This is a genomic window from Agrobacterium sp. 10MFCol1.1, assembly GCF_000381165.1.
GTDB classification, from domain to species: Bacteria; Pseudomonadota; Alphaproteobacteria; order Rhizobiales; family Rhizobiaceae; genus Agrobacterium; species Agrobacterium tumefaciens.
This window is the reverse complement of record NZ_KB906074.1, coordinates 515,111-529,046: the sequence shown is the minus strand read 5'-3', so window position 1 is coordinate 529,046 and position 13,936 is coordinate 515,111. Positions and strand designations below refer to the sequence as shown.

Annotated in this window: 7 protein-coding genes; 3 read left to right on the top strand and 4 right to left on the bottom strand. The window is 60.3% G+C overall.

Features of this window, described 5'->3' with window-relative positions:
• Positions 1–84: 84 nt before the first annotated feature.
• The 4 genes from F617_RS0110860 to F617_RS0110845 form a co-directional block, all read right to left on the bottom strand.
• Positions 85–3,795, bottom strand: coding sequence for an AsmA-like C-terminal region-containing protein (locus F617_RS0110860; protein ID WP_019565310.1), 3,711 nt, complete (start codon positions 3,793–3,795; stop codon positions 85–87).
• 91 nt (positions 3,796–3,886) lie between these two features.
• Complete coding sequence (locus tag F617_RS0110855) at positions 3,887–5,299, bottom strand: FAD-binding oxidoreductase (RefSeq protein WP_019565309.1); 1,413 nt, start codon at positions 5,297–5,299, stop codon at positions 3,887–3,889.
• A 130-nt stretch (positions 5,300–5,429) separates the two neighbouring features.
• Entirely contained in the window at positions 5,430–8,579 is a 3,150-nt protein-coding gene (locus F617_RS0110850) for an efflux RND transporter permease subunit (RefSeq protein ID WP_003513144.1), read from the bottom strand.
• A complete protein-coding gene (locus F617_RS0110845; RefSeq protein WP_019565308.1) occupies positions 8,576–9,742 on the bottom strand; it encodes an efflux RND transporter periplasmic adaptor subunit in 1,167 nt (388 codons plus the stop codon). Before F617_RS0110845 ends, F617_RS0110850 begins: the two co-directional genes overlap by 4 nt.
• A gap of 225 nt (positions 9,743–9,967) precedes the next feature.
• On the opposite strand from F617_RS0110845, the gene F617_RS0110840 reads away from it, so the two are divergent.
• From F617_RS0110840 to F617_RS0110830, 3 genes are all read left to right on the top strand, one after another.
• On the top strand, positions 9,968–10,378 hold the full coding sequence (locus F617_RS0110840) for a carboxymuconolactone decarboxylase family protein (RefSeq protein ID WP_019565307.1): 411 nt from the start codon (positions 9,968–9,970) through the stop codon (positions 10,376–10,378).
• 101 nt (positions 10,379–10,479) lie between these two features.
• A complete protein-coding gene (locus tag F617_RS0110835) occupies positions 10,480–12,954 on the top strand; it encodes an ATP-dependent helicase (protein WP_025594016.1) in 2,475 nt (824 codons plus the stop codon).
• A 103-nt stretch (positions 12,955–13,057) separates the two neighbouring features.
• The gene (locus F617_RS0110830) at positions 13,058–13,870 is read left to right on the top strand and encodes a glycosyltransferase family 25 protein (RefSeq protein WP_019565305.1); all 813 of its coding nucleotides are present in this window, start codon (positions 13,058–13,060) and stop codon (positions 13,868–13,870) included.
• Positions 13,871–13,936 lie beyond the last annotated feature (66 nt).

The following is a 13,936-nucleotide window of genomic DNA, read 5'->3' as shown; positions in this document are numbered from 1 at the left end:
CGGCAGCTGCCCGGACCGCGTCAAAATTCGCCCTGAGACACGGTCTCTAACCTCTCTCCAAAATGCGCCGTCGTCGCAGCAAACTTATGGATTGGCCGGAGCGTTTTCGGGCGCCAGTTGCCTGATCGCATCTTCCGTTGGAGGCACCGTCAGGGCCGGCGTTGATTGCCGCTCGGGAACAGGTTGCTGCTGCTGCTGCTGCTGTTGCTGCAACCGCTCCTGCTGTTCCTTTTCCTGCCGCAGACGCTCCTCTGCCGCCGCCTTAAGGCGCGCCTCCTCTTCGGCCTTGGCCTTGGCTTCCGCCTCCACCCGTTCCTTTTCAGCCTGACGTTCAGCCGCCTGAGAACGATAAAGCGCCGTTTCACGACGCAGGCGCTGCTTTTCGAGAACGCTGGCCTGCATGGCCTCGACGCGACGGCGTTCCTTTTCGAAAGCCCGAAGTGACAGATAATTGCCGAGCGCCGAAACATCGGTCGTCAAAGCAGGTGCGGCGAGCGGACCGTTATAGTTGAGACGCAGCGACGGTTCGGCGCCAGCAACCACTTCGGTGCCGGGATTGAAGATAAGATCGAGATCGCCATTCACGGTCGATGCTGCAATATCGACCGTCGCATCTCCGGTAAGCGTCACCGGATCGATCCCGGCGCGCAAATTCTGGAAGTGCAGCGCGCCGCCATTCAGGGTGAATGGCAGGGCTACGTTGCCGAGCGGTATTTCGCCCTGCCACAGGCTCTGATCCACCAGCGGCCGAACCTTTGGCGCGTCGATCGGCTGCTGCAAGCCTTCCGCCGCCTGCAGGATCGGCGGAAAGGCGCCGGGATTAAGCCCTTTGAGCACAAGCCCGCTGGCGCGCACTTCCCCGGAGCCACCTGCCGATTTCAAAATTTCACCAACGCTTTTGCCCGTCGATTCGGCGGTCAGATCGATCGCCACCCGGCCCGTCGCGACCGGGCCGTTGGCATTCGCCCACAATATCGACTCGGGATTGGCGTCGTTCACCGCGATCTTGGTGCGGAAAATGCCCGCTCCCTCGCCTGTGGACATGGCAAGCCGCCCGGTCAGCTTTCCGCCCATGAAGGTGCCGGCGATATCATCAAGCGCGAGATTGCCATCATCATGCGTGACCTTGGTCGAAAGACCCGTGACCGTACCGAAGGGACCGGCCTCGAAACTTTCCGCTTTCAGCGACAGCGCGGCCTTGAGTTGCGGGAAAGCCGGCATGGCCAGCGGCTTGGCGTTGAGCGCGCCCGTTTCCGGGTCGATCACCGGTCCGTAGATCGCATCTCCGAGCCAGGCAAGATCGACGGTCCGAAGGGCAAGATCACCGGTGACGGAATGGGGGGCCGCGCGCTGGAACGCCAGACTGCCCGAGAAGGGGTTGCCGCCCGCCTGCCCGCCGAGGGCGGAAAACGCAATCTTCTGCGCATCCACCGCAATTTTTCCGTTCGCCTTCAGCGCCATGCCACCACCAAGCTGCGGCAGGCCAACGGCGTTCATGATGAGATAGGGCTCTATATCAGCGCTTTCGAGCGCCAGATCCGCACTACCCTCGCCGAAATTGGCGGCGGCAACGGCAAAGGATCCGATCATCGAGAAATGCGTGCGCTCCGTCGAGAATCGGATATCGGTCTGGACGGGAGAACCGAGCGTGCCGTTGAGCTTGACGGAAAGCAGCCCTTCCCCGTCGGCATCGAACGGCAGAGGATCAAGCCCTGCCTGCCCGAACAGGATCGCCGTCGACTGGTTTTTCAAAACCCCTTCCAGCGACATCGCTGTATCATCGGTGATGGACAGGAAATCCGGCATCTTGGCCACGGCCGACAGACGGCTGCCGTTGACTGTGCCGGAAACGGCGACATTGGCGCCGCCATTTTCGCTGTTGACCGAAACATCCATGGCAAGGTCGGAATTGGCGTACCACGGCGAACTCGCCGCCAGACGGCTGAGGAACGGATGACCAGGCAATTTCTGCTGCAGCATAGCGAAGAACGGCTGCATGTCCGTCGCATGCAGGTTCACCGTGCCCTTGCCCGCATATTTCAGCAACGACCCCTGCAACTGCCCTTTCGCCTTGACTTCGGCACCGGCGATATCGCCAGCCGTCATCTTTTCAAGCGAGAGAACGCCGCCCGCCATGGTGAAGGCGGTTTCCACATGATTTGCAGTCACACCGGCCATGTTGAACCGGTCGGCCTTGAACTTGGCGTCGATGCGATGGTCGAGAACAGAACTTCCGACCTGATCGCCGAGCGCCAGGCTGCCAAGCGCCTTCAGGGCGTCGAGATCGATCTCGTTACCGGCAAGATCGATCGAAAGATTGGAGGCCTTGCCGTCAGAGCGCCGTTCCAGCTTCCCCTTCAGAGAGGCATCGCCAATGGCAAGCTCGAGATTGTCGAAACGCTGGTTCAGCGTCGTCAACGAGACGTCGGCGGAAAAACCGGCGGCATTGAGCTGGCGGATCGCCGGATCGACAGAACCGGAAAGCCAGTTTGCCAGCCCGGATGGCTGGTTGGAGGCAACGAGCAGATTGCCGTTGAAAGCGGGACCATCCAGCAGCGTCAGGGAACCTTTGGCTTCCAGCTGCGTCCTGCCGGGCAGCGTTGCCACGGCGTTAACCACCTGCCAGCCGCTGCCATCAGGGCGCACGTCCAGCCGGATGTCACGAATGGTCGTGTCGTCGGAAACCAGCGCCGGTAGGCTGATGCTGGCCTTGCCCGGCACCGGCGGAACCGGAATGCGGGCGACCATGGCGGCAAATGCCTCGATGCGCTGGCGCACGGAGGCGGTGGGCTGGCGCGAGGTCTTGCCGGTCTGCACGACGGGCGGTGCGAAACGATTGACGTCAATCTGCTGGCCATCCGCCGTCAGCAGGAATTCCGGCTTGGCCCCGGTATCCAGCGTTGCCTCGCCGGTCACGACGTAAGGATTTTCGTTGCCGCCGAGCTCCATGCGGTAGCTCGGTATGCGCACGCTTTCATTCGTCAGTTCGAAGCTGCCGCGGGTGCGCGGCGACGAGAACAGCGATTGCCCGGCCTGCTGCTTCTGTTTTTGGTCTTCACGGAAACTGAAGGCGAAGGAACCGCTATAGGCGGGCTTTCCCGCAGTCGCGGCAATCGCACCGTCCAGATCGACCTCGACCGGATGTTCATCCGGCACCACGCGAATCCGCAGGCCCATGCGCCCATTGGCGTAATCCGGCTCACTGCTGGACAGCGAGAACGAGCCTGGATGCCCGTCAACGGCAGCGCGCCCTTCCGCCTTCCATGGTCCGGCCAGCGAATTGGCGGACATGTCGGCGTTAAGACCCGTCACAACACGGTTGCGGCCGGATTGCTCGTCGATGAATTCGATCTGCCCGCCTTCGATCTGCACACTTTCCAGAACCACGGTGCGGGCTGGAATTTCCGCCCGGCTGCCGCGCATCCAGTCCAGAGTGCCGTCTTTCAAAAGCCGGATCTTGGCCTTGGGTTCCTCGATGCGCATGTCGAAGATACGCGCTTCACCGGAAAGGAAAGGCGCCAGCTCGGCATCCATGGAAAAACGCGCCACCTGAATGAGCGGCGATCCGTCCGCATCCGTTCCGGCGCGCACGTCATGCAGCGTCACCGAAGGGAAAGGGAGAAGCCGGGCTTCGACGCGACCGTGCACCACCACCTTCTTGCCCAGAATGCGGCTTGCCTGATCTTCGAAATCGCGGCGGAAATCGGTCCAGTCAACGAAATAGGGAATGAGCAGCGCTGAAAACAGCACCACGGCCAGCAGTCCGCCCAGAAAAACCAGAATACGCCCGAGCACTGAACTGCTTCTCCCTTCGCGAACGCTGCAAACCTATTCTTATTTGCCTTAACGGCAAGCAGCGTTTTGTACCAATCAATTGTGAGAATGATCAGACAAGACGGAACAGTTTGCCTGGATTGAAGATGTTATCGGGGTCGAGCGACGTTTTGATGGCGCGCATAACATCCAGCGCATTTCCCGCCTCTTCGGCCAGAAAACTCATCTTGCCCTGGCCGATGCCGTGTTCTCCGGTGCAGGTGCCGTCCATGGCGATGGCCCGGCGATTGAGACGCGCAACGAAAGCTTCGGTTTTGGCGACACTTTCGGCATCCTTGCCATCGAACAGGATGAGTACATGGAAATTGCCGTCGCCGGCATGACCGACGATCGGCGCCAGAAAGCCGTTTTCCTTGATATCCAGCTGCGTTTCCACCACGCAGTCCGCCAGCCGCGAAATCGGCACGCAGACATCGGTGGACAAACCGTCGAGATGCGGCGCGAGCGCCCGCGAGGCCCAATAAGCGTCATGCCGGGCCTTCCACAGCTTGTTGCGCTCGGCCGCATCGCTGGTCCAGCGGAAATCGACGCTACCGCATTCCGCCGCGATCTCTGCAAATTGCTGCGATTGAAGGGCCGCCGTCTCTTCGGTGCCGTGGAACTCCACGAACAGCGTCGGTTTTTCCGCGTAGTTCAGGCCGGAATAGGCATTGCAGGCCCGCACCTGCACTTCATCAAGCAGTTCGATGCGCGCAACCGGAACACCCATCTGGATCGTCATGATAACGGCATCACAGGCCGCCTGAATACTGTCGAAGGTGCAGACGCCACCGGCGATCTTTTCCGGGATACCCTGCAACCGCAGCGTAACCGAGGTCAGAACCCCAAGCGTGCCCTCGGCGCCGACGAAAAGCCGCGTCAGATCGTAACCGGCCGACGACTTGCGGGCACGGCGAGCAGTGCGGATTTCCTCACCATTGGCAACAACGGCGGTAACGGCCAGCACATTGTCCTTCATCGTGCCGTAACGCACGGCATTGGTGCCGGAGGCTCGCGTGGAGGCCATGCCGCCGATAGAGGCATTGGCACCCGGATCGATCGGAAAGAACAGGCCGGTATCACGCAGATAGACGTTAAGGTCCTCGCGCGTCACACCCGGCTCCACCGTCACGTCAAGATCTTCGGCGTTTACCTCAATGATGCGATTCATCCGGCTGAAATCGATGCAGATTCCGCCATCAGGCGCATTGACCTGCCCTTCAAGCGACGACCCCGTACCGAAAGGAATGACCGGCACCTTATAGAGCGCGCAGGCTTTCACCACAGCTTTCACATCATCTGCGTTTTCGGCAAAGACGACACCATCAGGCGCCTGCAAGGTCAGATAGGTGGTGGTATGGCCATGCTGCTCGCGAAACGCCTGCCCAGTCTGGAGCTTGTCACCCAGCTGCTGCTTCAGCGCTGCAAGCACCGACGCGATGCCTTCCTCGTTGCGTTTTCCCGCGACTACATCTTTCAGCGCCATCGTCCATCTCCACCGCAAGATACCGCCGTAACGGACTCGATCCGTTACGAAATTCCGTTGGGTGGTATGGGATAAGGTTAAGGCTTTGTCCAGCATCGCGATTGCGCGGGACACATTTGGCGAGGACCGTTTATTCCGCCGCAAGCAGCTGCTTGTCCTCCTCAAGCGCCTTCCGACGCGCGGCAAGTTCCAGTTCGCGGTGGAGGCGGATTTCCTCATCGGCTTGCGGTTTGGCGAAACGGGCAATCAGCAGGTAGGAGACCGGGGTGATGTAAAGCGTCACCAGCGTCGCAAAACCCAGACCGCCAACGATAACCCAGCCCAGCGCGATGCGTGCTTCCGCCCCTGCTCCCTGCGCCAGCACCAGCGGCACGCCGCCCAAAATGGTCGCGATCATTGTCATCATCACCGGGCGCAGGCGGATGCTGGTGGCTTTTTCGATGGCTTCGCGCACGGTGGCGCCCTGGTCACGCAGATGGTTGGCGAATTCCACGATGAGAATGCCGTTCTTCGCCATCACGCCCACCAGAAGCACAAGCCCGATCTGGCTATAAACGTTGAGGCTCGATCCGGTGACGAGCAGCGCGATGACGGCGCAGGCAAGACCGAGCGGCACCGTCGACATGATGATGATCGAACTCAGGACACTTTCGAACTGCGCGGCCAGGACAAGGAAGATGATGGCGATGGCGAAACCGAAGGTCAGCAGCATGCCGCTCGAATTCTCCTCAAGCGTCGCCGCCTCGCCGAGCGGCAGAAGGCGGGCGCCGGGCGGCAGGAGGGATTGTGAGAGCTCGTTCACCTTTTCCAAAGCCTGACCGAGCGAAACGCCGTCCTTGAGATTGGCGGTAAAGCCGACGGAGGGAAGCTGCTGCTCGCGGTTCAGCTGCGGCGCCACCGCATTTTCCTTCAGGGTGGCAATGACCGACATCGGCACGATCTTGCCGTCACCCGTTTTCAGGAAGACGTTTTCGAGATCGGTCGGGTCGTTGATCGGCCGGGTGGAGGACAGCAGCCGGACCGGGATTGCATCCCCATCCACGAAGACGTCGACAACCGAACGTCCTTCCAGCAGCGATTGCATGGCGCGTGACAGGCCGGTGATATCAATGCCGAGATCGGAGGCGCGCTCACGGTCGATGGAAACGGATAGCTGCGCCTGGTTGGGCTCGTTGTCCAAACGCGGCGTTTCGAACAGGCCGCTTTCCTCCATGGAAAGCAGTAGTTTCTGCGTTGCAGCTGTCAGTGCCTGATAATTGCTGCCGACCATTGCCATCTGCAGGCCGTTGCCCGCACCGCGAATGCGCAGGCTGTTCGGCTGCATGGCGTTGCCGCGCAGCGCCGGCACCTTGTTGGCGGCAGCGGTAACGTCGGCGGCAATCTGGTTCTGCGTGCGGTCGCGATCAGCCCACGGCGCCAGCGTCAGCACCAGAAAACCGGTGTTGGAGGAACCGTTCATACCGGTGATGGAGTAAATATTGCGGATTTCGCCACTGTCGCGCAGCGGCTGGAGATTTTCTTCGATCCGCTGCAACTGGTCGCGCGTATAGTCGAGGCTGACACCCTGCGGCGCCGTCACACGCATCATCACCGAGGCGCGGTCCTCGCGCGGCGTCAGTTCGTTCTGGATCATGCCGAAGGCAATCCAAGACAGGCCCGAAAAGACGAGCGCAACGATGATGACGATGAGCGGGTTGTTGAGGCAGGCGGAAAGCGTCTTCTTGTAGGTGGAGGCAAAGACATTGCCGAACCACGCCAGCGGTCCCGTGGGTTCCTTCAATCCGTCTTTCAGCATCCGCGAAGCGAGCATCGGACAAAGCGTCAGGGCCACGATGGAGGAAAGACCGACAGCGAAGGCGAGAACGAAACCGAATTCACGGAAAAGGCCACCCAGCTGGCCCGGAAGGAAGGAGAGCGGAATGAACACTGCGGCAAGTGTCGCCGTCGTCGCAATCACCGCGAAGAACACTTCCTGCGTGCCGAGAACAGCGGCAGCGCGCGGCCCCATGCCCTCCGCACGGCGGCGTACGATATTTTCCAGCACCACGATCGCATCATCGACCACCAGACCCGTCGCCAGAACGATGGCGAGCAGCGTAAGGATGTTAATCGAGAATCCGACCATGTAGATGGCGATGATCGTGCCGATCAAAGCCACCGGCATGGTGATCGCCGGAATGAGGGTTGCCCGCCAGTCACGCAGGAACAGGTAGAGCACCACAACCACGATCAGCGCGGAAAGACCAAGCGCCAGTTCCACCTCGTGCAACGCGCCTTCGATGAAGACGGCGTCGTCACTGGTCACCACGATGCGCGTACCCTGCGGCAGGTTGGCCGACATGGCCTCGACGGCAGCCTTCACGCCGGTGGAGATATTGAGCGTATTGGACTGCGCCTGCCGGATGACGCCCAGACCCACGCCCTGCACACCATTGGACCGCAGCGAGGTGGATTCGTCATCCGCACCCAGCATCACGGTTGCCACATCGCGCAGGCGGATATTGTCCTTGATCAGAAGGTTGGAAAAATCCTCAGGCTTCGTGAGGCTCGCGGTCGCGCGCACGACGATGTCCTGCGTCGAACTTTTCAGCGATCCCGCCGGCACATCCAGCGCGGCACTGGCCAGCGCGGTCGAAATATCCGTCACCGTCAGACCACGGCTGGCAAGTGCGGCCTGATTGAGATCGACGCGGAAGACTTTTTCCTGATCGCCGTAAAGCTCCACATCCGCCACGCCGTCGACGGCGGCAAGGCGGTCGATGACCTCGTCATCCACCAGCTTGGTCAGATCTTCCATGCTGAGCGTGGACGAAGTGACGGCAAGACGCATGATCGGCTGGCTGTCGGAATCCGCCTTGATGATCTGCGGCTCGTCAGCATCATCAGGCAACTGGTTGGTTACGCGGCCAATGGCATCGCGCACATCGTTTGCGGCGACGGCCATATCGACATTGTCGCCGAATTCCATCGTTACGCGGCTGGTGCCGAATTGCGAATTGGAGGAGATGGATTTGACGCCGCTGACGCGCGCAACAGCCCCCTCGATGGTCTGCGTCACTTCCTGATCGATGGTTTCGGGCGCCGCACCTTCATAAGTCGTCCTGACGCTGATGGACGGCCGGTCCACATCCGGCAACTCGCGCACCTCAACGCCAACCAGCGCGGCAAGGCCGGCAACCACAAGCAACGTATTGAGAACCGCTGCCAGAATGGGCCGGCGAACGAACAGTGCGGTGAAGGCGAGCTTGGAATCCTGACCCGAAGGCGACTGAGTCGTCATTGGCTGGCAACCTCCTCGGGCTTCGGCTGGCTTGCGACACGGACGGCACCACCCTCCCGCACCCGCTGCAATCCTTCGGTCACGACCTGATCGCCTTCCGCCAGTTCCGCTTTCACGAGAACGGCGTCGGGGTTACGCTGCACGATCTGCACCCGCACCTTGGCCGATTTATTGTCGGTCACGCGCCAGACATAGGAACCTTCGGCATCCCACTGCACGGCCAGCGGATCGACGGATGCATAGGTCTCTCCGGCAAAACGCATGGTAACGCCGAAGGACATACCGGCTCGAAGCTCATCCTTGTCGTTAGCAAACCGTGCCCGGATGCGGATGGTACGGCTTGCGGCGTCGACACGGTTGTCGACGGCCTCGACCTCACCTTTGAACGTCTCGCCGGGGCGTGAAATCGAGGTGGCCTCTACAGGCATTCCGACGGTAATTGCAGTTACGAACCGTTCCGGCGCCCAGAAATTGACCAGAATTTGAGAACGGTCATCAATGCCGACGATCGTTGATTGCGTGGTGACATTGTCGCCGATATTGGCGGCCACGATCCCGACAACACCCTCAATCGGTGCGACGATGTCGCGGCGCCTGAGGTTCAGCTCGGCGGTGCTCAGTGCAAGCTTGGCGGCTTCCTCGGCAATCTGCGCATCCAGCACATCAAGGCGGGATACGGATTTCAGGTTACTGTAGGAACTCGATTTTTCGACGGCGCTGCGTAGCGCAACCTGCGCCTTGTCCCGCTCGATCACCTGCTCCTCGTCATCGAGCCGCGCGAGCACCTGCCCCTTTACGACGCGGGCGCCGGATGAAATGCGGATTTCCGAAAGCGTGCCTGATGTCTGCGGCATGACGACAACCGACTGGATGGCCTCGCCACTGCCGATGGCGTTCAGCCTGTCATTGACCGTGCCCTGCTTGACCGGGGCCATCGCCACCAGGGTCGCATTGCCATCGCGACGTGCGGCGCCGGCATTCTGTCCAGATGACGAAGCGGGTGTTCTGGCACCGGATGCGGCAACCTCGACCGCGCCAACAGGTGTTTTGCCGATGCCGATACCCGCGAGCAGATTCCGCGCTTCGGGTGAATAAAACCCCCAAAGACAGAGTCCTGCTCCCGCCACAGCAAGACAGACACCCACCTGTTTCCACACCCGCATACAATTCTCCGATTATCCGCACAGCATAAACCCGCCCCGAAAAGAGCTTTTCGGAACGGTAGAAGTATTCCCGCATGCCTTAACGAAGGCAACGCACAAATCCGTTCCTTACATAATTGTAATTTGTGATGAATTATCGTCGAAAGCGCACTGACGGCCATTTCTGTCGCAAACATTCGCCAATCCGGTAATCTGCAGCTGAGATAGCCATGACCGGAGGAATGCATGAGCACCGTAACGAAAGCCGAAAATCCTGAAGCCAACCAGCGCGTCAAGGCTGTGTTCGACGATATCCGCACAACGCGGAAATCGGATTTCATCAACAATATGTGGCTCTACCTCGCCTTCGACCCCGATCTTCTGGAAAAGACCTGGGCCGAGGTCAAGGCGGTGATGGCCACACCTTCAGCGCTCGATCCGCTGGTGAAGGAAATGCTTTATATCGCCGTTTCCGTCACCAATGGCTGCTCCTACTGCGCCCACTCCCATACCGCGGCTGCAAAAGCCAAGGGCATGACGGGCGAACAGCATGCCGATCTCATGCGCGTCATCGCCCTTGCCGCCAAGACCAACCAACTGGCCGTGGCGCTACAATTGCCGGTGGACACGGCTTTTGATGCCGACAGGCGGGCCTGAGACGAAAAAACGTCTTGGAATAGGCGTTTTGACTGATGATACCGGAATAAAAGCAGAACACGGTTCTAGCCTTTATATCCCGAATCACTACATTGGGCCGCATGAGCAACAGTTTTGACGATATGCCGTTCTTCGACGAAGAACCTGAGGCGCCGCGCAAGGCGACGAACAATGCCGATGCAGGCAACGCCGGCGGGCTTGGCATTGCCGCGCGCGCCATGGCGGCACGCGATCAGGCCCGGCCCACGCCCGACTATCTGTCCGGTCTTAACCCGGAACAGCGCGAAGCCGTGGAGACACTGGACGGCGCGGTTCTGGTGCTTGCGGGCGCCGGCACCGGCAAGACCCGCGTTCTCACCACCCGCATCGCCCATATTCTGGCGACCGGACGCGCCTATCCCAGCCAGATTCTGGCCGTGACCTTCACCAACAAGGCCGCCCGCGAGATGAAGGAACGTATTGGCGTTCTGGTCGGCGGCGCGGTTGAGGGCATGCCCTGGCTCGGCACCTTCCACTCCATCGGTGTCAAGCTCTTGCGTCGCCATGCCGAACTCATCGGCCTGAAGTCTGATTTCACCATTCTCGACACCGACGATGTGGTGCGGCTGATCAAACAGCTTATCCAGGCCGAAGGTCTTGATGACAAGCGCTGGCCGGCCAAACAATTCGCCGGCATGATTGACGGCTGGAAGAACAAGGGACTGACACCGCCGGATATTCCCGAGGGCGACAGCCGCGCCTTTGCCAATGGCAAGGGCCGCGAACTTTACACGGCCTATCAGAACCGGCTGAAAACGCTGAACGCCTGCGATTTCGGCGATCTTCTGCTGCACCCCATCAGCATCTTCCGCCGCAATCCCGATATTCTGAAGGAGTACCACCAGAAATTCCGCTACATTCTGGTGGACGAGTATCAGGACACCAATACGGCGCAATATATGTGGCTCAGGCTTCTTGCCCAGCGCCCCAAAGGCGAGCCGCAAAACGTCTGCTGCGTCGGCGACGACGACCAGTCGATCTATGGCTGGCGCGGCGCCGAAGTGGATAACATCCTGCGCTTCGACAAGGATTTTCCCGGTGCCAAGGTCATCAAGCTGGAGCGTAACTATCGCTCCACCGAGCATATTCTCGGCACCGCCGGCCATCTGATCGCCCATAATGAAGGGCGTCTCGGCAAGACCCTGTTCACCGAGCGCAGCAGCCCCGACGATGAGAAGGTCGTGGTGCATGCGGCCTGGGATTCCGAAGAGGAAGCCCGCGCCGTCGGTGAAGAAATCGAGCAGCTTCAGCGCAAGAACCACAAGCTGAACGACATGGCCATTCTCGTTCGCGCCTCCTTCCAGATGCGCGAGTTCGAAGACCGTTTCGTCACGCTTGGCCTCAATTACCGCGTCATCGGCGGTCCGCGCTTCTACGAGCGTCTCGAAATCCGCGATGCCATGGCCTATTTTCGCCTTGTCTGCCAGCCGGCCGACGATCTGGCCTTCGAGCGCATCGTCAACACCCCCAAGCGCGGCCTGGGCGACACGACCATCCGCAATCTGCATGATTACGCCCGCGCCCGCGACATTCCGATGCTGGCGGCAGCGACCGACATCATCGAGACCGACGAGCTGAAACCGAAGGCGCGCAAGGCGCTGTTCGACGTGGTGCAGGATTTCCGCCGCTGGCAGGGGCTTCTGGAAAACACCGAACACACCACGCTTGCCGAGCAGATCCTGGACGAAAGCGGCTATACTGCCATGTGGCAGGCCGACAAGACGGCGGAAGCACCCGGTCGGCTGGAAAACCTGAAGGAACTCATCCGCTCGATGGAGGCCTTCGAGAGCCTGCGCGGTTTCCTCGAGCATGTCGCGCTCGTCATGGATGCCGAGCAGAACGAAAATCTAGATGCCGTCTCCATCATGACGCTGCATTCCGCCAAGGGGCTGGAATTCGACACCGTCTTCCTTCCCGGTTGGGAAGAAGGTCTGTTCCCGCACCAGCGGGCGCTGGACGAAGGCGGCCGCTCCGGTCTGGAGGAAGAACGTCGTCTCGCCTATGTCGGCATCACCCGCGCCAAGAAGCTATGCCATATCTGGTTCGTATCGAACCGGCGTATCCATGGTCTGTGGCAATCCACCCTGCCCTCGCGTTTTCTCGATGAACTGCCGCCAGCGCACGTGGATGTGGCGGCATCCGACAGCAATTACGGTGGTTACGGCGGACGCGGCGGTTATGGCCAGTCCCGTTTCGACAAGGCGGAGCCCTTCGCCAACAACTACTCCACCCCCGGCTGGAAACGTGCCCAGGCCAACAAGTCCGACGCGACCCGCGATAACTGGGGCACACGCTCCGGCCATGCGGTCGAGCGGATTGGTTATGGCGAAAGCGGGCCCCGCGCCCGCACGATCGACGGCGAACTGGTGGCCAAATCGGTTGCCGACACACCGTCGAAATTCGTGGTCGGAGACCGCGTTTTCCATATCAAATTCGGCAATGGCAACATCTCCGCCATCGAGGGTAACAAATTGACCATCGATTTTGACCGCGCCGGACAAAAGCGTGTGCTGGATGGATTTGTGGAAAAGGTTTGATTCGACAACTATGAGTGTGCGAATGCAGTTTTTTCCATAGCCCCCGTCACGCCGTTGCAATAAAGGAGTTGCAACAGGGTGCAGAAACCGGGCGAGGACTGCTTTGCATATTTTACCGAAAAGCGGGCGCAAGCTTGCCGTTTTCCTGATCAATATGGACAGCGCCACCAAGCGCCTCGAGGACATGAACGCACGCCTCGACGCCATCGGGCTGAAGGCAGAGCGGGTCCAGGGCGTCAATGGCCGCGAACTGAATTATCCTATCCCGGAATTCAGCGAGCTTTCCTACATGCTCATGCATGGCCGCCGCACCTCGCCGCCGGAAATCGGCTGCTATCTCAGCCATGTCGCCTGTGCAAACAGGTTCATGGGCAGCGATGCCGACATCGCGCTCATTCTTGAAGACGATGTCATCTTCGAAAAGGATTTCCTGGAAGCGATCGACGAGGCGATAGTGAACGGGAGCGACTGGGATTTGCTTCGGCTGACCACGGTCAGCAACGGTCGCAAGTTTCCGTTCCGCAAGCTCGTTGGCGGACGCTCACTCGCAATTGCGTTGACGCGGGAAAAGGGTTCGGGCGCATATCTCGTCAACCGCCGCGCCGGCAAATGGATCTCGAAGCTGATCCCCATGCGGCTTGCCTACGATATTGCCTTCGACCTGGAATACCTCGCTGGCCTGAAGGCAGCCTTCATTTACCCACTCTGCGCCACGCAGGATGCGGACGGGGAAAGCCAGATCCAGAACAATCTGCGGATATACCGTCTGCCCCGCTGGCGCTACTTCACAGTGCTGCCCTACCGCACTTTTCTGGAAACCAGCCGTTTCCTCATGCGCAGCCTCCGCTTTGGCGTTGCCAAGCTGACCGTTGCGCTGGAGCGCGGCAAGGGCAAGACCGTTCCCACCGGCAATTGACTGCGCTGACCTACACTTCGCCGGGCGTGAACCCAACCAGATAGACCGCGGCGATCACAGCTGCGA

Bases quoted from the DNA above. Each gene is read 5' to 3' on its own strand.
- F617_RS0110855 (WP_019565309.1), bottom strand. From the start codon at position 5,299: ATGGCGCTGAAAGATGTAGTCGCGGGAAAACGCAACGAGGAAGGCATC.
- F617_RS0110850 (WP_003513144.1), bottom strand. From the start codon at position 8,579: ATGACGACTCAGTCGCCTTCGGGTCAGGATTCCAAGCTCGCCTTCACC.
- F617_RS0110845 (WP_019565308.1), bottom strand. From the start codon at position 9,742: ATGCGGGTGTGGAAACAGGTGGGTGTCTGTCTTGCTGTGGCGGGAGCA.
- F617_RS0110840 (WP_019565307.1), top strand. From the start codon at position 9,968: ATGAGCACCGTAACGAAAGCCGAAAATCCTGAAGCCAACCAGCGCGTC.
- F617_RS0110835 (WP_025594016.1), top strand. From the start codon at position 10,480: ATGAGCAACAGTTTTGACGATATGCCGTTCTTCGACGAAGAACCTGAG.